This window comes from Konateibacter massiliensis (assembly GCF_900184995.1).
GTDB lineage: Bacteria > Bacillota > Clostridia > Lachnospirales > Lachnospiraceae > Lachnotalea > Lachnotalea massiliensis.
The window spans coordinates 240,829-264,606 of record NZ_LT860099.1 but is presented as its reverse complement, the minus strand read 5'-3'; the positions used below and the strand labels follow the sequence as shown (position 1 = coordinate 264,606).

General features: G+C 33.0%; 26 protein-coding genes and 3 tRNA genes. 27 read left to right on the top strand and 2 right to left on the bottom strand.

Going from position 1 to position 23,778, the window contains the following annotated elements; translation table 11 throughout:
- Nucleotides 1-228 precede the first annotated feature (228 nt).
- The 7 genes from CTY48_RS06765 to CTY48_RS06735 all read left to right on the top strand — a co-directional run bounded on the left by CTY48_RS06765 (nt 229) and on the right by CTY48_RS06735 (nt 4,223).
- Nucleotides 229-303: transfer RNA gene (locus tag CTY48_RS06765), tRNA-Lys, on the top strand.
- 34 nt (nt 304-337) lie between these two features.
- The gene (locus tag CTY48_RS06760) at nt 338-562 is read left to right on the top strand and encodes a hypothetical protein (RefSeq protein ID WP_099467759.1); all 225 of its coding nucleotides are present in this window, start codon (nt 338-340) and stop codon (nt 560-562) included.
- 190 nt (nt 563-752) lie between these two features.
- A tRNA-Ser gene (locus CTY48_RS06755) sits at nt 753-839 on the top strand.
- 98 nt (nt 840-937) lie between these two features.
- Nucleotides 938-1,177 (top strand): hypothetical protein, encoded by a 240-nt coding sequence (locus CTY48_RS06750; protein WP_099467758.1) that lies wholly within the window; start codon nt 938-940, stop codon nt 1,175-1,177.
- Nucleotides 1,178-1,179: 2 nt separating this feature from the next.
- On the top strand, nt 1,180-2,583 hold the full coding sequence (locus CTY48_RS06745) for a hypothetical protein (RefSeq protein WP_099467757.1): 1,404 nt from the start codon (nt 1,180-1,182) through the stop codon (nt 2,581-2,583).
- Between the two features lie 16 nt (nt 2,584-2,599).
- Nucleotides 2,600-3,958 carry a hypothetical protein gene (locus CTY48_RS06740; protein ID WP_099467756.1) on the top strand — a complete coding sequence of 453 codons (1,359 nt, stop codon included), beginning with the start codon at nt 2,600-2,602 and terminating at the stop codon, nt 3,956-3,958.
- A 22-nt stretch (nt 3,959-3,980) separates the two neighbouring features.
- Nucleotides 3,981-4,223: a hypothetical protein gene (locus tag CTY48_RS06735; RefSeq protein WP_099467755.1), complete on the top strand. Its 243-nt coding sequence runs from the start codon at nt 3,981-3,983 to the stop codon at nt 4,221-4,223.
- A gap of 13 nt (nt 4,224-4,236) precedes the next feature.
- Here the strand turns inward: CTY48_RS06735 and CTY48_RS06730 are convergent, their stop codons facing one another.
- Entirely contained in the window at nt 4,237-5,169 is a 933-nt protein-coding gene (locus tag CTY48_RS06730) for an ATP-dependent DNA ligase (protein WP_099467754.1), read from the bottom strand.
- A complete protein-coding gene (ku, locus tag CTY48_RS06725; protein WP_099467753.1) occupies nt 5,169-5,948 on the bottom strand; it encodes a non-homologous end joining protein Ku in 780 nt (259 codons plus the stop codon). Before ku ends, CTY48_RS06730 begins: the two co-directional genes overlap by 1 nt.
- Nucleotides 5,949-6,026: 78 nt before the next feature.
- Between ku and CTY48_RS06720 the strand changes: the two genes are divergently transcribed.
- The 20 genes from CTY48_RS06720 (at nt 6,027) to CTY48_RS06625 (ending at nt 23,605) form a co-directional block, all read left to right on the top strand.
- Nucleotides 6,027-6,099: transfer RNA gene (locus tag CTY48_RS06720), tRNA-Pro, on the top strand.
- A gap of 58 nt (nt 6,100-6,157) precedes the next feature.
- Nucleotides 6,158-6,802, top strand: coding sequence for a hypothetical protein (locus tag CTY48_RS06715; RefSeq protein WP_099467752.1), 645 nt, complete (start codon nt 6,158-6,160; stop codon nt 6,800-6,802).
- 107 nt (nt 6,803-6,909) lie between these two features.
- Nucleotides 6,910-7,941: a hypothetical protein gene (locus tag CTY48_RS06710; RefSeq protein WP_099467751.1), complete on the top strand. Its 1,032-nt coding sequence runs from the start codon at nt 6,910-6,912 to the stop codon at nt 7,939-7,941.
- Nucleotides 7,928-9,679, top strand: a complete 1,752-nt coding sequence (locus tag CTY48_RS06705) for a terminase large subunit domain-containing protein (protein ID WP_099467750.1) — start codon at nt 7,928-7,930, stop codon at nt 9,677-9,679. Before CTY48_RS06710 ends, CTY48_RS06705 begins: the two co-directional genes overlap by 14 nt.
- Before the next feature lie 13 nt (nt 9,680-9,692).
- Nucleotides 9,693-11,180 (top strand): hypothetical protein, encoded by a 1,488-nt coding sequence (locus CTY48_RS06700; RefSeq protein WP_099467749.1) that lies wholly within the window; start codon nt 9,693-9,695, stop codon nt 11,178-11,180.
- A gap of 14 nt (nt 11,181-11,194) precedes the next feature.
- Nucleotides 11,195-12,832: a hypothetical protein gene (locus CTY48_RS06695; RefSeq protein ID WP_099467748.1), complete on the top strand. Its 1,638-nt coding sequence runs from the start codon at nt 11,195-11,197 to the stop codon at nt 12,830-12,832.
- Nucleotides 12,833-12,899: 67 nt separating this feature from the next.
- On the top strand, nt 12,900-13,379 hold the full coding sequence (locus CTY48_RS06690) for a hypothetical protein (protein WP_099467747.1): 480 nt from the start codon (nt 12,900-12,902) through the stop codon (nt 13,377-13,379).
- A gap of 29 nt (nt 13,380-13,408) precedes the next feature.
- Nucleotides 13,409-14,407 (top strand): hypothetical protein, encoded by a 999-nt coding sequence (locus CTY48_RS06685; protein WP_099467746.1) that lies wholly within the window; start codon nt 13,409-13,411, stop codon nt 14,405-14,407.
- A 61-nt stretch (nt 14,408-14,468) separates the two neighbouring features.
- Nucleotides 14,469-15,062, top strand: coding sequence for a hypothetical protein (locus CTY48_RS06680; protein ID WP_099467745.1), 594 nt, complete (start codon nt 14,469-14,471; stop codon nt 15,060-15,062).
- Nucleotides 15,063-15,070: 8 nt separating this feature from the next.
- Nucleotides 15,071-15,508: a hypothetical protein gene (locus CTY48_RS06675; RefSeq protein ID WP_099467744.1), complete on the top strand. Its 438-nt coding sequence runs from the start codon at nt 15,071-15,073 to the stop codon at nt 15,506-15,508.
- Nucleotides 15,505-15,777 carry a hypothetical protein gene (locus CTY48_RS06670; RefSeq protein ID WP_099467743.1) on the top strand — a complete coding sequence of 91 codons (273 nt, stop codon included), beginning with the start codon at nt 15,505-15,507 and terminating at the stop codon, nt 15,775-15,777. The genes CTY48_RS06675 and CTY48_RS06670 overlap by 4 nt, the downstream gene beginning before the upstream one ends.
- A 10-nt stretch (nt 15,778-15,787) precedes the next feature.
- Entirely contained in the window at nt 15,788-16,807 is a 1,020-nt protein-coding gene (locus CTY48_RS06665; protein WP_099467742.1) for a hypothetical protein, read from the top strand.
- A gap of 132 nt (nt 16,808-16,939) precedes the next feature.
- Nucleotides 16,940-17,422: a hypothetical protein gene (locus CTY48_RS06660; protein ID WP_236354786.1), complete on the top strand. Its 483-nt coding sequence runs from the start codon at nt 16,940-16,942 to the stop codon at nt 17,420-17,422.
- Entirely contained in the window at nt 17,412-18,179 is a 768-nt protein-coding gene (locus tag CTY48_RS06655; protein WP_099467740.1) for a hypothetical protein, read from the top strand. Before CTY48_RS06660 ends, CTY48_RS06655 begins: the two co-directional genes overlap by 11 nt.
- A 61-nt stretch (nt 18,180-18,240) precedes the next feature.
- Entirely contained in the window at nt 18,241-19,230 is a 990-nt protein-coding gene (locus CTY48_RS06650) for a hypothetical protein (protein ID WP_099467739.1), read from the top strand.
- Between the two features lie 57 nt (nt 19,231-19,287).
- Nucleotides 19,288-19,476, top strand: a complete 189-nt coding sequence (locus tag CTY48_RS06645) for a hypothetical protein (RefSeq protein ID WP_099467738.1) — start codon at nt 19,288-19,290, stop codon at nt 19,474-19,476.
- Between the two features lie 758 nt (nt 19,477-20,234).
- On the top strand, nt 20,235-20,822 hold the full coding sequence (locus tag CTY48_RS06640) for a PDDEXK family nuclease (RefSeq protein WP_143452701.1): 588 nt from the start codon (nt 20,235-20,237) through the stop codon (nt 20,820-20,822).
- Nucleotides 20,823-20,839: 17 nt separating this feature from the next.
- Nucleotides 20,840-21,049 carry a hypothetical protein gene (locus CTY48_RS06635; protein WP_099467736.1) on the top strand — a complete coding sequence of 70 codons (210 nt, stop codon included), beginning with the start codon at nt 20,840-20,842 and terminating at the stop codon, nt 21,047-21,049.
- The gene (locus tag CTY48_RS06630; protein ID WP_099467735.1) at nt 21,049-21,537 is read left to right on the top strand and encodes a hypothetical protein; all 489 of its coding nucleotides are present in this window, start codon (nt 21,049-21,051) and stop codon (nt 21,535-21,537) included. The genes CTY48_RS06635 and CTY48_RS06630 overlap by 1 nt, the downstream gene beginning before the upstream one ends.
- Before the next feature lie 73 nt (nt 21,538-21,610).
- Entirely contained in the window at nt 21,611-23,605 is a 1,995-nt protein-coding gene (locus tag CTY48_RS06625; RefSeq protein ID WP_099467734.1) for a phage tail tape measure protein, read from the top strand.
- Nucleotides 23,606-23,778 lie beyond the last annotated feature (173 nt).

The following is a 23,778-nucleotide window of genomic DNA, read 5'->3' as shown; positions in this document are numbered from 1 at the left end:
ATGGAGCGTAAAGCAGCCAATAATAATAAGTGATCGTACCTTGATAACCTGCGTGGTTCAAGGTCTATTTGTCCAATTGTGGTTGGATAATTTATTAAAAAAGCAGTGAATAGCTTAAAATCGTAGGTAATAACGTGCCAGTGGAGCCTAAAGGTCTAGTCACCTTCTAAAATAACATGACAACCACGGAATTCCTAGGAGAGTCGTCAGTACTCTCCTATTTTTCATGGGTATATAACTCAGTTTGGTTAGAGTAATCGCCTTTTAAGCGATGAGTCATAGGTTCAAATCCTATTATGCCCATTAACAGAAAAATGATTGAAAGGGAGAATAAATAATGAAATACAACATTCTTATGAAATATGGCACCCAAAATAAGAATCTTTGGGAATATTACAAGATTACATCTACAACAGAGTCAAGCTCTACCACTACCATCTTCGAAACCGATGATTTAGAGGAATTAGAATCTGTATTATTAGAATTATATAAAGAATATCCGACAGATTCTATTAGAATTGTAAGTGATGTAACCGCTTCGATTGATATTACATTTAGTTAATCATAGAAGCATTATTATACAGGATTAAAACTTGGCTTGTGAGTTTTGTATAAAGTGGCAAATATTACATTGTCTCTTTAAAGTTTTTTCACCGAGTAAAGACATTAAGCAGTTTCCATTATGTGGATTCAAAACTGGCAAAGTACACGCCGAAATCAGCTAATTACAATGCTTCACGCTGACATAAAATGAAAATATGACAGAGCTTGGTTTGTTGCGCCTGTCTTGAAAACAGGAGTGGGTAAAACCACCGTGAGTTCGAATCTCACCCTTTCCTTAGAAAATAAGCAACTATTTATCCGACTTTCAAGTTATGATTGTCGGTTTTATTTATGTCAAAAATCGACAATACACAAAAGAAAGCGAGGAAACAAAATGGCAGGAACATGTATTAGATACGGAGACAAATCAACCGTTGGACTAATGGAATTTGTTTGTGATACAGAAGAAGAAATAAATGATTTGCCCACAACTACGTCAAGAGGAAAAGGGGCGTTTAATTCTTATCAGCAATTTGCACCAATGGGTTCAACTTGTGTTGTTGGCAACGTAGGCGGAGGAATTATGGTATATATGCTTTTCGGCTTCGGTTGGAAAAATTTATCGGAGGTGTAAAAATGGCAATAGATTTTATTGGTTCATCTTTAACCAAATCATTCACTAAGTCTTTTGTTGAAGAGACAATGGTGGGTGGTGGTGCCATAAAAGGAGATCCAGGAGAAAACGGAAAATCCGCTTATGAAATAGCCGTTTTAAATGGATTTGAGGGAACTGAGTCTGATTGGTTAGAATCTATAAAGGGAACTAAGGGACAAGACGGCATTTATGTTGTTTCTATGAACATTTCAGAAGACAATAATATAACTGCTATTTTATCAAATGGTAATACCATACCGGTTGGTTCATTGTCGACAATTAAGGGGGAACGTGGCGAAGCTGGTACTACTCCTCGTATTGACGATACTACTGGACGATGGTTTATCGGTGATTACGACACTGGCTATGTTGCTGTGCCTAATACAATCATAAGCTTTAATGATTTGACTGATATACCTACTATTCCAACTGCATTGTCTCAGCTAACCAATGATGAAAACTTTATCAAAAATACGGTAACTAATCTTCTTAATTATTATTCAAAAAATGAAGTATATACAAAAAATGAAGTAACTAATCTTGTAAGTAATATTAATAAACTTACAACCTTAATAGTTGAAGAATTACCAACTATAGACATATCTCCTACCACTATTTATTTAATGTCTGCCGGAGAGTCTGTATATAATCAATATATGTACATAAGTAATAGTTGGGCTAACCTCGGAAGTACAAATATTGATTTACAAGAGTATATTACAACTTCTCAATTACAATCAGCCTTGAATGAAAAATCAAATACAAATCATACACATGAAGAATTGCATACTCACGGCAATCTTCCACTTCTCGAAACCATTACTACTGAAATGATACAGAGCTGGAACAAACATTTTAGTGGAAATTACAATGATTTGACAAATAAGCCTAGCTTAAGAATGGCTGTTTTAGAATGGCAATCGACAACAAGTTATATCATTGGTGATTTAGTATGGATAAATAATACCACAAAGAGATGTAACACAAACCATTTGTCAAGTACATCATTTGAAACAGATGCTAGTTATTGGGATAATGTAGGAGGAGGTGGTGGCGTGCCACAGTTAAAGGAAATATCAGGACAGGTGACTGTTGCTGCGGGTGACAGTTCGTTTTTACACTTAAATACGGGATTTAATAAGTACGATATCCGTACATTATATATTAGTAATTCTTCAAATGAAAATATATCTGTCGAAATTTACAATAAAAGTACCGATGGATTAATTATCTATGAAAGTTTGGAAGCATCATCGATACAAGATATTGCTAATACTCCATGCGAAGATAAAGATAATAGTGAAAGCATACATATTAAATTTAATAACAAAGGAACTTCAGTGACTAGTATTGATTATTTTATTTATGTAACAAATTTACTTTAAGTAGGCGGTGATTAAGATGACAGACAATATAACTGATATTCCAAGACAATCACCACTGGAAAATTCTTGGTTGCAAGCGAAAAGTAAATCATATGATTCACCTAGACAATTTCCCTTAGATATAACTTGGCAAAAGAAAAAAGGCGATGATGACCGAGACTACACGTTGTATGGGTTTGTTATTGATAACAATGAATCAGACCCTTATGCAAGTATTTCATATATAGAAGATAATAAATATTTTACACCCGCGAAGATGAATTTCACCACAGGTGAATTTGAGTATGGTAGTTGGACAGATGCTTGGTTTATAAAAGGATTGAAACCATGTATGTTAAAGTATGATGGTACAGTTGGATATCTGTTAGACCCAAATGATTATACCAAGAAATTAGATGGTACGGCATCAGACATTAGTAATACATCGTACGGTGGGAATGCGATGGTTGGAATACCGCTGGTATATTATAAAATAAGTCATAACGAAACTACAAATCTAACAACGGTGTTGGTGTCTGATAAACAAGTGGATGATGATTTTAAGTGTTGGTCTCATATTGATATAAACGGTGATGTAATACCATATTTCTACATAGCAATTTACAGTCATTCATATATTAATCCTAGATATAGAAGTTTGTCCAATAATATATATGGTGCTTCTTCTCTATCATCTGAACTTACCAGAGCAAAAGCAAATAACCCAAGTAACAAGGATATCTGGAATATAGATACTTATGCCAATAGGCTGCTGTTTCAGATACTTCTATTATTAATGGGTAAATCTAGAAACAGTCAGGCTCGTTTCGGATATAGTAGATGCTCGTCTGGTGGGGATAGTATGTCTGCAAGTTATAATGGAACTGCTAATGCAAAAGGGCTATTCTGGGGAAATAACGCAAATAATACAGACCTCAAGTTATTTGGTATCGAAAACTACTGGGGAGCTAGATCTGGTAGAGTTGCTGGATTACTTTATCAGAACCATATTTATAAAGTTAAATTAACTGAAGGGATGTATGATGGATCAACCACCGCTAATTACAATGATACTGGGAGTGGGTATATAGCAATGCCATTCGAATCAAATACCACAGCCGCATCAGGTGGGTATATTAACACTATGAATATTAGCGAATATGGCTTCTTTCCAAATACTAGAACTGGGTCGTCAAGTACATATTGGTGTGATTATGCCAATGGAGGTACAACTGACACAGGCCTAAGATGTCCTGCTATGGGAATGTCGAACGTTGGAACATCCAATACACAGCAAGGCGGAATATTCTCTATGCACAATAATGCCACACCAACTAATACTGGCACAGCTATAGGAACGTTTATTTCATGTAGACCATTGGCTGGAACTGAATAATTGAAAGTGGGTGAAAACGTTTATGGAAAAACTATTGGATTGGGAACACGTAGAAGGTTCACAAGATACTAAACCAGATGCATTTGACGACATAAGTTCAAAGGTATATGTATATATTCGTAAGAATATTGAGCAAGTTGAGAGATCATCCTCTGAGGAAGGTGAAATTATCACATTATGGACATATGATGAAGCAAAAGTTACTAAAGTTGACTGGAACAAATATCAAGAAGAGATAATTCGAGATAATGATTTAATATTATAAATAAGGAGAGAATTCACTTCTCTCCTATTCTACATTCTTCAGGTGATTTATCATCCCTAAAACCCTTGAGTACAGCTTGTCTAAGTCCCTCTTTATTTGAAGGCATAAATTCTACCGTGCAAACTAGTGGTTTAATCCATGTTGCGTTTTCATGACCCTTGGGTATGTCATTTAATGGGCACTTTGATGGAGTAGCGCCGTTTTGCTTCAATTTAGAAAGACTTACGCCAAGAGTAACATGATTAGTAATAACAAGATTATTATTTATGTCATATTTTGCAAGTACAAGACTTGTAGCTTTTTCTTTTACTATATAAGCTATGCAAATAAAGTCATCGTCTTTCATAACCTTAACTTTATTCCACTCTTTTGTATTTTTACCAAGCCAGTAGAGGCTATTTTTCTTCTTGCCTACTACTCCTTCAAGCTGTTGTTGTTTTGCTAGATTAAATAACGCAATGCCATTAGTTTCAATATATCTCGATACAGATATCAGATTATTTTCTGATATTATATTACTTAATATTTCCTTTCGTTCCATTAATGGTAAGTCTTTGATTAATTTATCTTTATAATAAATAATATCATAAGCAACAAAACTGGCAGGATGTCTTGTTTTTTCAAGATCTATTTTAAAAGGATCGGTTAGCAAAGTACGTTTTTGTAATACATAGAAATCTGGTACTCCATTAACTAACGTAATCAATTCTCCGTCTAAAATGCATTTTTCTTTGCAGTTTTTAAATACCGATTGCAACTCTGGAAATCTAGGTAATAATTTCATATCTCTTTTATTGCGCAAATCAGTTGATGTTTTATCACAATAGTTTATACATCTTATGCCATCTAGTTTTAATTCAAAAATAGAATTCTCATCGTCATAAGGCTCAACCATTTCGGAAATTAACATTGGTTTAATTCCTTTTTTATCAAAGATATCACTCATTAAGCTGTTCCTTTAATGTTATTTTTATTCGCTAACTCTACTGATTTTTGTAAAGCTTCCATTAGATTAATAATGTTGTTAGGAGCACTTGTATCGGAATTAACAATTTCATTCCCTGTAATTTTTGTTGTAATTGCTTCACGAAGTTTTTGTTGATATTCATCGTGATAGGCTGATATGTCAAAACGTTTTGTCATTGAATCTATTAGAGATTTAGCCATATCTACTTCTTGCTTTGAAAGTTCAACCTTCGGAATAGTTTTGGGGATTTCTTGAATTTCTTCTTGATAATAAAGCATTTTTGCTATTATACATTCTTTGGTTGGATATAAAACTAAAAGGTCTTCATTAGTTGTTAATACAGTCTTAGCTAGAGCTGCTTCTTTCTTAGATAGTAAAGACTGACGTAATAGTTCGTATGCTTTTTCAGCACCCGGCTCTGGTATAAGATAATAATTTTTGTTAAAGTACATGGAATCTATTTCTGACATTTTTACAAAATTTTCGATATGAATAGTTTTATCTTTTTGAGATTTAATTTTTTCAAGCTCATCTTCTGTGAAAGTTACATATCTGTCCTTCTCGTATTCGTAGCCTTTTATTATATCGCTACTACTAACTTCTTTATTACACGAAGGACAAATTTTTTTGTATTTAATTCTTTCATGAGTATCTTTACACAGTTGATTGAAAGATATGCTGGTGTCTCTAGTTGTTTTATATAATCCGACCGGAATATATAAAAGACCTACTGATATCGCTGATTTATGAGCTGCCATTCTAATTACCTCCGTTTTTGGTAATAGTATGTGTATTTTAGAAATTATTTATGTGTTTGCTACACACATCTTTTTTATCTGGATATAGGACAATTGGAAGTCCGCTGGTTTTGGGAGCCAGACGTTGCAGGTTCAAGCCCTGCTATTCAGGTTATGACATTTATTGTCATTATAATTAATAGCTTGCAACTTACTGCCGGAGGAAAATTATGAGCAATACAAACCAAAACATTTTTAAGGAAACAGTTGAGACATTAATTAGTGATGCAAAATCACTGCAAAAGAAATTCACCGCACTACAAGAAAAGAATGATTTTCGTGGTGCACTTGACACCATGCGACTTTTGAAAGACACTCTCTCACTTATTAAAGAATACGATTGGAAATTGATGTATTCTGAATATGAAACAGATGGTCATAAAGAAATCGCAGTATGGGAACAAAATCATTGTGGTGAAATTAAGAGGCATAAAAAATGGCGTGTTGTACCTCAAGGAAAAGAAGATACAAATAGATGGTCAAAGATGTTTGAAGATTATATTATTTCTGGTAAAAGTCATCTTTATTGTAATGGTAAGCACCACAGAGGAACTGGAAAATCATATGCGTTAGCCAGTCTTTGTGATAAATATAATGGATGTATTGTTGTTGATAAAAACAGGCATCTTGCTACTGGTATAGATAATAATTGTAAATTATTTGATTTTAAAACAACTATTATTACATACAAAGACGCTATGGCTTTACGTCAATACAGAAATAAAATATTTTTTATTGATGAAGGTTCTGGATTAAGTCAAGAACAATTAGATAAACTTATGGAAAATCATATTGTTATTGGATTTTCAAATTAAACTGCGCTTTCATATGGTAGTAAAAATAAATAAGAAAATTAATTGCAAGTACTACTGCTCTGGCGGTGAGTGCTTATTTTATTGCAAAGAAAGGTGGTGCGTTTGTATTGGCACAAGAAAAATCAAATAGACGTGTTGTCGTAACTGCACCGTCTAAAAGTACAGAAATTCAAAAAATAAGATACTCAAAAGATGAGGAACCTAATTTTTACAAATGCCCTACTTGTTCTACAAATTATACTAAGCTAGATGATAACTTTCCTTCATCTCAAAGTGAATTATATGCTGGTTGGAACTATCATTTACCTATTTGCAAAAAATGTACGGATAAACTATTTGAGCATTATACCACTGCTTATGGTGGTGACGAAGACGCAGCAATAAGAAGGATGTGCGAGAAATATGATATTTATTATTCTTCCAGTTTATTGAGTGCAAGTCGTAAAATAACCAAAAATAGATCTCGCATTCACAGTTACATATCAAAATCCAACTTAACCCAATATTCAGGAAAAACTTATGATACCACTCTGGATGAGGAACGTGTTGAGGGTGTAATTGAAACACTTGACGACATAAAAGATTCAAAAAAGGCTAAATTAAAAACGGTTAAATTCTTCGGAATCGGCTTTGATGAGGACGATTATGTATTTCTTGAAGATGAATACTTGGATTGGACTACCAGACATGAATGTAGCACTAAATCTCAAGAAGAAGTCTTTAAACAAATATGTTATGCCCAATTAGATATTTTAAAGGCAAAACGAGAGGGTCTTTCAACCAAAGACTTAACTAAGACATTTCAAGATTTGTTAGCAACAGCAAATTTACAACCAAAGCAAACAAAAGACAATACATTAGCAGAACAAAACACATTCGGAACCTTAATCAGAAAATGGGAAAATGAAAAGCCTATTCCTGAACCAGACCCAGAATGGAAAGATGTAGATGGTATTGTAAAATATATTACTGTTTATTTCCTTGGGCATCTATGCAAAATGATGGGCATTAAAAATACTTATTCTCGTATGTATGAAGATGAAATGGAAAAATACAAAGTAAATAAGCCCGAATACGAGGATGATGATGAAGCTCTTTTTGATGCTGTTTTTGGCGGTGAATTAGATGATTCAAACTAATAAAAAAACAGAACAAGAAGTTGCAAATGATAAAGCTGCCAAAATAATGAACGGTGTTGCGACATGGTGCAGTTTCTATCGTGCTAACCCACATAGATTTGCAAAAGACTATTTAGGAATTACCCTAAAACTATTTCAGATAATTTTGCTATATATGATGAATGTGAGCAATTATTTCATGTACCTTGCAGCTCGTGGGCAAGGAAAAACATGGTTAACTGCTCTCTTTTGTACAATTAGATGTATCCTTTATCCCGGAACAAAAATTTGTGTTGCTTCAAAAAATCGTAATCAGGCAAACGAAGTTCTCGAAAAGATAACTACTGATTTTTTAGATAAATCGGACAATCTAAAATTAGAAATTGATGACTATTCAGTCGGTCAAAATAAAGCCTATGTGCTTTTTAAAAATGGTTCATGGATAAAAGTTGTTACTGCATCCGATTCTGGACGGTCTGCTAGAGCAAATATACTTATCACAGACGAATTTAGAATGGTAGATTTAACCGTAATTAATACTGTTTTGCGTAAATTCTTAACAGCTCCAAGAACGCCAAAATACTTAAATAAAAAGGAATATAAACATCTTGTAGAACGAAACAAAGAAATTTATATGTCAAGTTGTTGGTTTAAAAGCCATTGGTCTTTTGAAAAGGCAAAAGCATATTGCGCTAATTTAGTTAATGATACAAAAAAATACTTCATCTGTGGTTTACCATATCAAATATCAATTAAAGAAGATTTATTGTCAAGAGAGCAAGTAGCTGACGAGATGTCTGAGGCTGACTTCTCCGAAATGGCTTGGGATATGGAAATGGGTTGTCTTTGGTACGGAGATAAGGATGGTAGTCTTTTTTCATATGAAGACACATCGAAAACTAGGTTGCTCAAAAGATGTGTATATCCAGATTATATTTCCAAATTATTATCGGATAAATCAATAAAAATACCAGAATTGAAACCCCAAGAACAACGAATAATTTCTACTGACGTTGCATTATTAGCTTCTAAAAAGCAAAACAATGATGCGGCTTCTATATTTATCAATAGTGCTATTCCAACAGAGAATCAAAAATACATTGGCAATATGATATATACCGAAAATCATGAAGGTTTAAACACAGATGAACTTGCATTGATAATTCGTAGATATTATGAAATATTTAAATGTACATACATAGCATTAGATGTTAAGGGTATTGGATTGGGCGTCTATGATTGCTTAATCAAAGATATGTATGATCCAATGACAGGAGAAACGTATAGGGCATTAAGTTGTTGTAATGACAAAGTGTATGCTGAAAGGTGTAAGGTTCCTAATGCTCCAAAAGTTATTTGGGCTATCCAAGCTACTGCTCAATTTAATAATGATATGTACTTATCATTGCGTGAAGGCTTTAGACAACATAAAATAAACCTTTTATTGCACGAATTTGAAGCGGAGGAGTTACTAAAAGGAATGCGTGGATATAATTCGCTCAATATGAGTGACAAAATGCTATTGCAGCTCCCTTATATTCATACAACACTATTAATTAATGAGTTAATAAATCTTGAATATGAAGCAAAAGGTGTAAACATTAAAGTTTATGAAAAAGCCGGAATGCGCAAAGATAGGGTTTCTAGTGTTGGTTATAATTATTGGGTTCAGTGTCAATTAGAAACCAAGTTAAAGAAACCTAATGAAAAGCCTTTTGATAAGAGTAAATTACAATTCCGTAAACCAAAATACACGTAGAGAGGAGGACATAATGCCTAACAAAAATGAAATTACTGATGAGCAAAAAATGAAGCTAATGAACTTTGCATTATTTGCCAAGCAAGCAAAAATGATTCTTAAAGATATGAATCAATCCAATTTGCAAGGCGAATTCTTCAAAAAGTATAATCGTGAAGATGTAATTAAGTGGATTGAAACGCCACAAAAGTTCGAAAAGAAATTGATAGAAATATCAAAGTATTGTTACATGGTTAGTCCACATTATAGAAGAATTTGTGATTATTTCAGCAAAATGTCTCTCTTGTCCTATGTGGTTGTTCCATATAAGTTGGATATGAAAAGATTTAGCAAAAAAAATTTCTTAGATTGTTATAAAAGCACTATTGATGTTCTTGGTGTAATGAATATCAAAAGCGAATGGGAAAAAATTATAACCGAATTATTTGTAGCTGACGTTGCTTATGTTTATGAATATAAGACTGACGACAGCTATTTTTGTAGATTGCTCCCATATGACAGATGCGAAGTGTCAAGTAACATTGATGGCGTATTACAATTCCAATTTGATTTTCAATATTTTGATAAATATCCAAAACAACTTGCAAATTATGGTGGAGAATTTATTGCCAAATATAATTCATACAAGAAGGACAGGACAAAATATCGTTGGCAAGAGTTAAATGATGAATATTCATTTGCTGTAAAACTATCTGACAATGTGAACTATGCTATCCCAATTTTTGCAAACTTAATTACTACTATCTTTGATTTAGAAGATTTAAGAAAAATAGAAAAAGCAAAAGATAAACTCAATATTTATAAATTGCTACTTATGAAATTACCACTTGATGAACAAGGCAATTTTGCTGGCGGTGATTTTGATAAAGCACTAGAATATTATGACTTTCTTAGTGAATGTGTTGATGACAATGTTGGAATTGGTATGTCTCCATATGAGATTCAAGATTTCTCATTTGAACAAAGTGGCACTGCAAGTCAAGTAAATGCCTATAGTGAATCTGTATCATCTTTCTTTACCGCAAGTGGTGTTTCAGAGCTATTATTTAATAGTACAAAATCATCTTCTGCTACTATCTCATCCTCTATAAAAAATGACAGTGAAATGGTATGCCATATCCACAGAATGATTGAGCGTGTAATTAATAAAAAGTTAAAGCAGTTCCCAGACAAGTATAAATTTGAAATGAAAATGCTTGATGTTACCACATATAACCAAAAAGAATACATAGATAGTCTGTTAAAAGCTTGTACCTATGGTGCGCCTATAAAAAATGAACTATTAGCATGTTTTGGTTATACACCGGCACAATCCTATGGCACTTCTATTCTTGAAGATTGTTTAGATATCGTAAACTCATGGAAGCCTCTTCAGTCAAGTAATACACAATCTAATTCTGATACAACAGATGAAGATGGACGACCAAAAGTAGATGATACAGAACTGTCTGATTCTGGCATTCAAACAAGAGAAAATGATAATAGACATGCTGATGCATAGAAAGGTGGTGAAATGTGGACAAAGAATTACGTACGATACCTGTTACGTTTGAAAAACTTGACAGTGTAGATATAACTGACACTCGATTTACTCGTGTGAAAATAAAATTAATGCATCTCGGTTTAAATCTGAACAATAGTATTTTTACAAAAGATGTTGTTGATGCTGCTATTCCAACTTTATATAACACTCCAATACTTGGTTATGTTGAAAAGGATAAAAATGGCGACAAAGATTTTTCAGATCATCGAAGCGTCTTAACTATTGATAAAAAGAAAATTTCTGTCACATATAAAGGTTCTTCATATGGTGTAATACCAGAAAGTTGTAATCCAAGATATGAAAAAGAAATGTGTGAAGATGGAATCGAGAGAGAATATTTAGTAGTTGATGGTCTTGTATGGACTAAAATTGAAGACTCAGATATTTTCTTACGAGACGGAATCAAAAAACAGAGTATGGAATTAGATGAAGATTCTATAGAAGGCGATTTTGATAAGGAAAAACATTTTGTATTTTCAAAGATTGTATTTTACGGTGCTTGTGCATTAGGTGAAAATACAACGCCGGCAATGATTGGTTCTTCAATTGATACAAACTTTACATTAAATGAAATAAAAACAAAACTAGAACAATTTAATACTTATTTTTCAAAGCAAAGTCAAACGTCTAATGACGATGACATAAATAACGAAAATACGGAAGGAGGAAGTATTTTGACAAAGGAATTTATTGATAATATCCTAGCTGGATTTTCAGTTTCTTTAGACAACATAGATTTTGAAATTACAGACACTACTACAGAAGATGAATTAAGAACATATCTTACTGAATTTACTAAGAAAGATTCATTGAGTGACGAATTAATCAATTCTGTCTTAGCTGAATTTGAATTAACTAAAGAGGAAATTGGCGAATTTTCTATGGATATCTCAGAAAATGATTTTAGATCATTAGTGTCTAATTATGCATCTGAAAAGAAAGCAACTGAACCTAAAGCAGAACTCCCAACAAGTACAGTATTCTCTACATATAATGAGAAACGTGAATTATTAAGAGGAGCATTAAAACGAAGTGAGGAACGTGATGAAGATGGTAGACTACTCTATGCACTTGATTACTGGATTGCAGATTTCGATGATAATTTTGTTTATGTAGAAAAAGAGGAATATGATGGTAATAAGTGGACTTATTCTAAAGGAAGATTTGCTTACGTTATTGTTAACAATGTTGTAGCTCTCACATCTGATTTTGAAAAAATGATTGTAAAGTGGGTAACTATTGAAGAGAATGCAAGCATTGAAAAAGCAAGAGTAACTTTTGAAGCCCAAAATGCTGAATTTGAAAGATTGAAGAAATTTGAGAAAGATACACTTGATGCACAGTTTGAATCATCTGTAAATGCTATCTTTGAAAAGTTTGATGAGTCTCTAGCAAACATGTCTGATTATATGACTCTAAAAGCCAATTTCTCAAATATGGAATTAGATGCGATTGAAGAAAAATGTTTTGCTTTACTCGGAAAGAAAAACGCTAATTTCTCAGTAGCAAATAAAAATACACCAGACGTTGTTCATACAGGCATTGATAATACTGTTGATGAACCAGAAGATGACGGATACGGTGGAATCTTAAGTAGAAAGTACAACTAACAACACATTTTAAACGAGCCAATAATAGGCTCTATTTTTATGCAAATTTTAAGGAGGAAATACAATTATGGCAGATTATGCAGTAATTACTCGTGAAAAAATGGCGAGCGAATATGACGGTACTAAAAGAGTATCTTTGAAAATTAATGAGGATTTACAGAACGGTTCTGTAGTTGTAGTAGGTGATTTAGTAAGTGGAAAGAGGGAAGTTTTCGCTACAACTAAGCCAACTGCAAGTACAGCACTTACTGATATCGCAATCCTTACTACACCAGAAGTTGATGCTGATGAAAGAAAGAAAAACTTATCAGACTTCATTAATAAGGCAGATATTTTATTACCAGCTACTGGTGATTATTTAACAGCAAAAGATATCTTTTCTCTCACTGCTGAAGGATTTGATGGCACACCTGCTGTTGGGAAAATTGTAGAGTTACAGGCTGGTTATAAGTTAAAAGTTGTTGCTACTGCTACCGCTGGATCTACAGTTATTGGTAAAATTGTTGACTTTACAAACGGTAAATACGCTGTCAAGGTTAATGGCTAATTGAAAAATAAATAGGAGGATATTATAACATGGATAAATTAAAAGTGATTAAATTGGCTACAGATATGATTACAAATAAAGTTTCTGGTAACTTTGCAGATGCTTCTAAAAATTCTGACGCCATGATTGATGAATTAATCTCAGCAAACGGTGGCTCAACCGAATTAAATTGGAAAACATTTCAAAGAGGAAATGCTTGCTTTGAAATCATTGAAGAGATTCTTCCGTTAATCGTACATGAAGGATTTCAGGGTAATGAGTTCTTTATGAACATGGTTGATTATAGAAACATTGCTCTTGGTGATGATATTGATTTCTGGACAGAGGATAAAACCGAATTGATTGTTGCTGATACAGCATATGGCGTAAGCGGTATTCGTAGACAGAGATTAGGTAAAAAAGATAAGTACAATGTTGATACTACTCTCAAGGTTATAAAAGTATACGAAGAGCTAAAGAAATTGCTTGCAAAGAGAACCGACTTCAATCAGTTTATTGCTGCTGTATCTAAGGCTTTCATCCGTGATAGATATGATAATATCTACACCGCATATGATGGAATTACAGCCACTACTCGTGGATTAAATTCTACTTATGTTAAGACTGGTACATACTCAGAGGATACTCTTCTGACATTGATTCAGCATACCGAAGCAGCAAATGAAGCGATCGGTACAATTATTGGAACAAAGTCTGCATTAAGAAAGATTACTACTGCTACTGTTTCTGATGAAGCAAAAACAGATTTGTATAACATGGGTTACTATGGTAAGTTCAATGGTACAAATATGATCTATGTTCCTCAAAGACATAAAGTTGGCTCTGACGAATTCTTACTCAATGATAATAAGATTGTCGTTATTGCTGGTGACGAGAAACCTATTAAGTATGTTACAAAGGGCGAAGGTATTTTATCAGTAACCGATCCTTTACAGACACCTGACTTCACCCAGAATTATCTCTATGCTGAAGAAGCTGGTGTGGGTGTAGCATTCGCAAACAAACTTGGTATTTATACCATCTCTTAATAAACGATTTAGGCATCTGTTTTTATACAGGTGCCTAAATTAATGAATGAAAGGAAATAAAATGGAAGATGTAAAAAAGAAGCCAGGTAGACCTAAAAAGGTTATCGAAAATGAAGATATAAAAATCACCACTATTTCGGCTACGTCACCTAATGCAGTTGAAAAGAAAAGATTAGTATTAAGCGATTTAGATGAATTAGTAGTAAAAAGCAATGTTTTTGGAGAATTAATTTATATTAACGATAGAACTGGCGATCAATTTATTTGGGAAAATTACGGCGAAGAACAAACCCTTACTGCCAAAGATATTCGTGACATGAAAGCAAGACAACAGATGTTCTTTAAAGAAGATTGGGTGTCTATTATTGACTCTCACAGTGTAGATATGACTATATATACGCTCAAAGATATTTATGATGCTTTACAAGTTGGAAGATATTATGATGAAAATGCTATTGCTTTTGAATTAGATGATATTTTCACAATGAATGAAAAAGAAATGAGAGAAACAATCTCTATTATGTCTGATACTATTAAGAGGACTGTTGTAATTAGAGCAAATGATAAAATCAAAGATGGCTCATTGGATTCTATTTCTAAAGTAAAACTGTTAGAGGAAGTCCTAAACTGTGAATTAGCTTCTCCTGAAGATTAGGAGGACTTATGGAAACAACAAACTATTCAGAAGTATACAGTTGGTTTCTTGATAAGGTAACCGCATATAGCCTTACTATGTTTAATGATACTGAAAAAGAAGATATTGTATATGGATATATGCGAAGTGCATGTGCGAAGTTTAAGTGTTGTAAGGTGGATTTGACAGATAGAGATGATGAATTAAGAGTATTTAATAATACCTTAAATGATGAAATATTAGATATTATTTCAGAAACAATGGTAGTTGCATGGTTACAGCCAAAGTTAAATAATGAAGATAATCTCGTTAATTCACTTAGTACAAAAGATTATAGTCTTTATAGTCCTGCAAACCTATTAGCAAAACTTACTGATGTATTCACATTAGCAAAGAAAAATTCATCTATAATGGTTTCAAATTATTCATTTAGTCATGGAAAACTTCCGAAACGAGGTGGCTTATGACTGAATTTTTGAAATACATGATAGGTAGTATTTACAAAATATTACCATTAAATGATGAAAATAATTATGGTGTTCAAGACCATATAGATTCCGTAGCAATTCAATTAGTTGGTGCGTTAGATACTTATCCTGAATTAGCGACAAATCAGAAATATGTCTCTGTTGTCAATTCGGTGAATTTCTTAAGAAAAGAAAGTTTTACAAAAAAACAATGCAAGCGTGAAGTTTTAAGATGTACAAACATTTTGCAGAAAATGATACAGGAATAGGCGGTGTTATATGGATTGGAACTCTTATAATAAACGTCTTACAATAAATGGAACAACACAAAGAGATCGAAGTAAAAATCAAACAAAATATAACATTTTAAAAAATGCTCCAACTAATCCATCGTGCAAAGAAGTCAAACTAAATGGAGAAGATTCATATCTGATAATCAATACCGGTACAAAACCTTATTACAAAGAATTCGAATCTTTACCTGGTCAGAAAATATTGGCTGGTGACTATGTGGAATGGGCAAATAGTATATGGTTGGTATATGAGGCAGATTGTGATGATGAGATTTATATTGATGGTAATTTAAGGCAATGCCAGTATGAATTATTCTGGCAAAATGCAGATGGTAATATCGTATCAAGGTACGCTTGGGTACAGAATGCGTCTGCTTACAACAATGGAGAATCTGGCAATAATACAATCACCTTACAGTCAAATCAGTTTATGGTATATATTCCATATGATAATGACACTCTCCTGTTGGATAATGGACTTCGTATGCATATGTCTCGCAGCAATATAAAATGCAAACCTTACGAGTTGACTAGACCAGATGACATTGCTTACGGATATGGTGAAAAGGGTGTTTTAAATCTAGTATTTACACAGGTTCAGTATAATAAAGATAAGGATAAATTGGTAGAATTAGAAGATGGAAAATCTGTATGGATATGTAATTATCACTCTACCACTACCACATCAGACAAAAATTTACCCGATGAAACATCGAATTTATCTGCTACTATCAGCGGAAATGCAGGCCTTAAAATAGGATTTGCAAGGAGTTATACTGTTACATTTAAGGATTTGGATGATAATGTTATTGATACTAATGAAGTAAACTTTGAATGGAATGTTGTGAGTGGTTTTATTGACAAAATTGAGCAAGCTGTAAGTGGAAATACAATTAAATTGAAGGTGAATGATGAAGAGTTAATAGGCTCTTCTATTTTATTGGAAATTGTTGTGGATGGTAATGTTTTGTCGAATATTAAAATTAATATAGTTGATGTTATGTAGACGTAGAGGGATGTGATGTAGATTTCGAATTTATATGTAGCAGAAGAATATAAAAGTAAAATCATTAATCTTTTATTAAAAAATGAAAACTTTATTACACTAGTAAATCCAACACCTAGTAAATGCGAGGACTTGGATATCATTGACGTTATGTTAGGCGGATCGTGGGTAATAAACGGAACCAAGTGGGAAGAACAAGGTCATATATTTGACTATAATTTTGTTGATGATACAACGACACAAGACAAAACTTTTATCTTAGTTGAAACAGACATAGATACTATTCGAAATGGAATTTTCACAGACTTTAACTTATATGTTTTTGTTTTCACAAGTAAAAAACTTGTACGATTAAACTCTTCCACTTCTCCAACTATAAAGCAGGTCAAAAACATGGGCTATTTTGCAAGTACCTATGGAAACCGTATTGGCGTATTGTGTGATTGTATAGATAGAACGCTAAATGGAACTGATAAAATATATGGAATAGGTTCGGTATCTTCGGCACCAAGAAATCATATGGCTTTATATTCACCAAACAGCAAATATTATGGGAAGGTCTTGAAATATCAAATAACAAACTATAATTCGGGTGGTGATAATTGTGGAGATTAATCATCAACAATTACATTCATATTTATTATATGATTCTGAAATTCCCTATAATGAAAATATAGTATTGTCTCCTATTAGGATGAAAAACATACTATTATTTCAACAATGCCAGTCTGCTTTAACATTGCGGAAAGACTCAATATTTCAAGAAAAAGAATTGATTAAAATGAGTTATTTTGAATTTATCAAATATGCCCATCATAATTTTGAACTCGCTAGTAAATATGAGGTTCAAGGACTAGATTTTTATTATGATTTAATTCTTAATATATTTCGATTAGCTTGTGTTGACGCGGAAATTGCTTATGCTCAAAATCATGATATTACAATCAATGGTCAGATTATTACTGATGAAATATTTGATGATTTAAGGAAGGTAATATTAATTCAAAACGATATTGATTTCGATGTCGATGAATTTATGAACATTGAGACAATAAAAGCATTAGAAAAAGCAAGAGAATTTGAAGCTAAGAAAAATAAAGAAAAGGCTGACATTGAGGATTACATTGATTCGTTGGTTATTGGATTAAAGGTTACTGAAGAATATATATCTAATTTAAGCATCAGAAAATTTTGGAGATATATCAAGCGAATAAATAAACATGAAAATTATCAGACTTCATGCACTGCTAAAATGTCGGGAATGGTCACTTTAAAAGAACCAATACAACATTGGATGACCAGTATTGAAGTTGAAGATAAATATGCTAACCTCAAAACAGATGAGGATGAGCTAAGAGGTAAAGTCGGTTAATGACTACCTCTTATTTTTATGCACAAAAAATGATTTATAAAAAGAAAGTGAGGAACTTATAATGGCAGGTAATGCAAAAGACTTTTTAGTATCAACCGCTGACGTAGCGTTTTTTCATAACGATGTGTTAGCTTTTACTGGTACAACTTCTCTCAACACATCTATAAATGTATCAAACGAGGATCAGGAAATAACAGGGGGAAAAGGCGGAAAGACACTTTATAAATATAAGTATGGAAGGAAACTAGCTTCTTCAATTGAGATGGCAGAATGGAACTTGGCTTATATCGCAGCTAACGTGGGTTCGACAATCTCAGAGGGATTGAAAGACGTATATGCTGTTGCAGAGTGTGTCACTTTAGTTAATGGCTTAGGAACTCTTGCGAAAATCCCTACGGGGAAAGTATTTGTGGAAAAAACAGATGGTTCTACTAGCGAAGTAGAACCAGTCGGTTCTACTATTACTGTTGGAAATGATAATGATACCATCAAAGTTACATATCAGTATAATACCAATGTTAAGAGAGTTACCATTGATGCTGAAACCAGTCCTCTCGTTGGTAGATTAGTGCTTTCAGCCGACAAGCACAACAGCAAGAAAGGAAAAGTTGGAGAAGTTCAAATTGAAATTCCTTCATTCCAGTTGTCCGGTAATTTTGATATTACTTTAGAAGCAACTGGCAGTACGACTACTAACTTAGATGGTGATGCGTTGGCAGTCGAAGGCGATACATGCTCTGATGGTTCTGTATATGCTTATATTACTGAAATTCCTTCAAATGAAACATCTGTTATTGTATCTGATATAGCAGCTACACCAGCTACCATTAGTCTTGTTGTAGATGGAACGAAGTCAATTTCAATCATTGGTATTAAAGGTGGTTTGTATAGCAATGTAGGAATTGATGTAGCAGATTGTACTATTACGTCTGACGATCCAACTGTAGCAACGGTTTCTGCCGGTGTCATTACGGGTATTTCCGCCGGAAATACACTTATTAATATTGACTACAATGGTGTAAAGGACGTTATTAAAGTTACAGTAGAATAAATATTGTAGAGGGTTGTAGTATTAACACTACCGCCCTCTCCTATGTTGGAGGAAATCATGGCTGTTGAAAAATTTAAAACAGAGAAATGTAAAGTATTATCTTACAATAAAGAAACAAGAGAATTAGATGTTGATTTCCGTGGTTATGGTATTCGATTAATAAACATTACTGTTGAAATTGGTGAATTTGCGTATATCAAGTATCGTGGAGAAATAGGAACAGCTAATTTCGAATATAAGTTGTAGGTGATATATTATGTGTGGAAATTGCTACGAAAAATATGTAGAACGTAGTGAAAAAACTATGCTATTTTGTAAATTAAAATCAAAGGAAATGGAACAATCCGAATTATTGGGATTGTGTACGTGTCAGAGATTTTGTTCAGATAAGGATAAATATATACCTTATAAACAAATAAGTGGCTGTAAGTATTATGTGTGAAAATAGATTAGTGTAATTATATAGGCAAGTAATATATGCTAATCTATTTATTTTTAGGTTATTATATATGACTTGCCTATTTTTTACGATAGGAGTGAAAATAAAATAAAAATTGATAAAGAATATTCCTGCTTGTGGTGGGAGGAATTTAATTATTTAACCTCACATGGGATTAGATATACCTTCGCAAAAGAAGTAAACGGAATATCCGTCTGGAAATATGAGAAAAATGAAAGGTTATTTTTGGTACTAGCCGAATTTTACAAGGAAGTTTATTCAAAATGAAACAACAGTTTCCTCCTATCCTATTTTAAGATGGGAGGAACAATTTTAATAAAATCAGAGAATATCTATATGAGCACCAATAAGTTGATATAGATATTTTAAATATCTAACTGTCGGAAGTTATTGACCCGACTAAATATATATGGGAGACATTTATTACTTCTCTCGTACTGTCATAAAGAATCTCTATAATTTAGAGGTTCTTTTTATTTGGAACATTTTCAATTATAAGATATCTACATCTATTTTCTATTGCATACTTGTGGGTATTTTTTGTTTGGAGAGCAATCAGCTGAACAACTCTCCTATCCTACAATCAAGAAAAGGAGTGAATAAAATAGCAAAAAATCCAGGAAAAATATTCGAGGATTCATTTGTTAAGTCAGTACCCAACCATATATTAGTCAAGAGATTAAACGACAGTGCATCATCTTGGAATGGCGGATCTGGTACACGATTTACCACAACTAATGAATGTGATTTTATTATGTTTGATGATAACACAAGAACATTTTATGGACTTGAATTAAAATCAACAATTGGTTCACTAACATTTTGGCGTGAAGATTTTGAGAATATAGAAAAGAAGTGCAGTTTTAATATAAAGAAAAATCAAATAAAGGGGTTGCTAAAATTTAGTAGCCATTTAGGTGTATTTGGATTTGTATTTAACTTCCGCAATAAATCAAATCAAACGTATTTTGTAATGATTGATGAGTTTTTGGACTATACAAATACGTTATCAAAGAAGTCAATTAATATTGATGATGTCTTGCAGATGAACCCAATTAAAATAGATAATACATTGTTAAGAACTAATTATAGATATAACTTAGAAAAGTTTTTTACAGATAGTAAATTATAACAAGGAGAATTAGAAATATGTTAACTTATATCAAATCAAAATTATTCTATGCAAAATCAAAAATTGAAATATTTAAAGCATTGGAGCACAGTGAGGACTATATTGGTATGCTAACTAAACTGGCTATAGCTTCTAAAGATATGACACCTGAGGAAGTAAAAAAGGAGTTTTTGAAAGAATTAGCAGGTGCTATCCATGACGATGTTCATAAAGATGATAAGAAATAATGACAAAAACTATTAAAAACAATAATGATTTGCAAAAAGTATTGAAAAAACAGCTCTATAAATGGATGGTAAACATAAAAGAAAAATTACCAGACTATCTTGAAGAATTCATAATTTCTGAATACTACGACCAATACTCTCCAAAAATGTACGAACGGAAATTTCGTATTCTTGAAGCTATTATGACAAGCGAAATTAGAGATATTGGAAACGGATATGAATTTGAGTTGTATCTAGATCCAACTAGAGTTTCTTACGACCCGTCATTTTGGACTTCACATGGAGTTACCTATTATATTAAGGGAGATGATGCCGACGATGTGTTTCGAAATATGTCACAAGGTATACACGGAAGTACTGAATTTGGGGTAACTTCCGGTAGGTTTTGGGAAAAGTTTTTAGACGAAATTGGCGAAGGTGGAATTTATGATATATTTAAAAGTTTCAAAAAATATTTGAGTGATAAATGTAAAATAAAAATTAATTAAGATTGCACTGCTCTCCTTTTGTGGGGAGTTATTTTTATGTAGAAATTAATTCACGAAGGGAGAAATTAAACAAATGGATGAATTTAAAGTCCTACTACAAGCAGTCTTAGATTCAAGTGGAATTGGAAAATCAGACATCTCAGAAGTTCAAAAAGTTTTAGATAAATATCACTTAAATCTAGCTGCTGACTTAAATAAAGCTGAATTAATAAAAACAGTTAAACAAATATTACCTGAACTTGAAGCTGAATTGAAAAAGGTCACAGGTATTGATATTAAAATTGATGACAAGACTATTGAAAAAACTATAAATCAGGTAATAGGTGACAATAGACGTTTGCAAACTGAGCTAGAAAAAACAGCAAAGAAGGCAGAGGAAACAGCTCAAAGAACTAAAAATGCATTAAATCAAAAGCTTGATAAGATTCAAGTACTTGTTGGTGACAACGGAGACACTACTGCGCAAATACAGACCATTACAAACAGTTTTACTAAACTTGGGCTTTCTAGTGAAACTGTAGAAAAGAAAATGTCGTCTGTAAATACTGAGTTTACTCAGCTAAAATCTATTATGGAAAGTGGCGATGATATTGCGATTGTAGCACAGTTTGACAAACTTCAATCTGCGATTGGTGAAACAAAAAATGACTTATCTATGCTTCGCTCTGAATATAGCTTATTAGTCACAAACCAACAAAGACTAAGTAAGGCTGATGCTATTGAAGCGTGGAACCTAAAAAATACTAGAGCAACAAAGTCTGTTAGAGCTGCAAACCAAGCATATATAGACAGTTTACGAGCCCTAAACTCTCAAATGACCAAAATGCAATTTAACGAAATTGTTAATGGTTTTAAAACTGCTGAAAATTCTATGCGAAGCATTGGAAAACTTGGAGCTTCAGTAAAAGACCAATTAACGCAAGCGCGAGATAGTTTCCTTCAATGGATATCTGTAAGTTCTGCCGTCATGGGATTAGTTTACCAAATACAGAAAATCCCAAAAGCAGTTAAGGAAACTAATGACGCAATAACCGACTTAACTATGGCTACTGGTGCTTCCAAGACGCAAATAGAATCTTATATGGATTCATATTCACAATTAGGAGATAAATTAAGTGCTACTGTCATTGACATTACTGAATCTGGTACTGAATGGTTAAAACAGGGACAAAGTATAGCCGATACTGAAACACTTATTACAGATGCAATAGTACTATCAAAAATCGGAAAATTGTCAACGGCGGATAGTACCAAATACCTTACCAGTGCAATGAAAGGTTACAATGTAGCCGCAAAAGATACATTAGATGTGGTAGATAAATTGTCGGCGGTCGACTTGATATCAGCAACCGACGTAGGTGGATTAGCCGAGGCAATGAGTCAAGTTGCTAATAATGCCAACTTAGCCGGTGTAGGCATGGACAAGTTGCTTGGTTATGCTGCAGTTGTTGGTGAAGTAACTCAATCTAGCATGTCTGAAGTGGGAACATCACTTAATGCTGTATTTTCACGAATGGGTAATATTAAATTAGCAAGATTAAAAGATTATCAGAACTCAGGTGAAGATTTAAGTAATGTTGAAACGGTTCTTAAAGGTGTCGGAATTTCTTTAAGAGATTCTATGGATACTTTTAGAGATTTTGATGAAGTATTAGATGAAACTGGTGCTAATTGGGGTACTTATTCAGACGTTCAGCAAAGAGCAATTGCTAGTGCTTTTGCCGGTGTAAACCACATGGAAAACTTCCTTGTGTTGATGAACAACTATGACACGGCTCTTAGATATACTGATGCATCATTAAATTCCTCTGGACAAGCAATGGATAAATTCAATGCTTATCAGGAATCAACAACTGCTCATCTAGAAAAAATGAAGAATGCAGGTATTGAATTTGCTAATACTATGCTCGATTCTGGACTAGTAAACTTTTTCATAGATTTTGGTACTGCTTTAACAAAAGCGGGGACTGGAATTGTAGATTTTCTTACTCCATTAGGAACTTTGGGAGCGGGAATAGGCTCTATATTAGGAGCAAAAGACGTAGGTAAAACACTCAAGTTTTCATAATTTGAATTGCCCTTTACTATAAGCACCGTTCGTGTAACGTAGTAAATGAAAGATAACAGACTTTTACGTGGAGAATATGCTGGGAACTCCCCCACTATATCAATATACCAAAACGGAATTTGGAAACAAATATACGGCAATGGTGGAGAAATCCGGAAAAAACATATTGATTT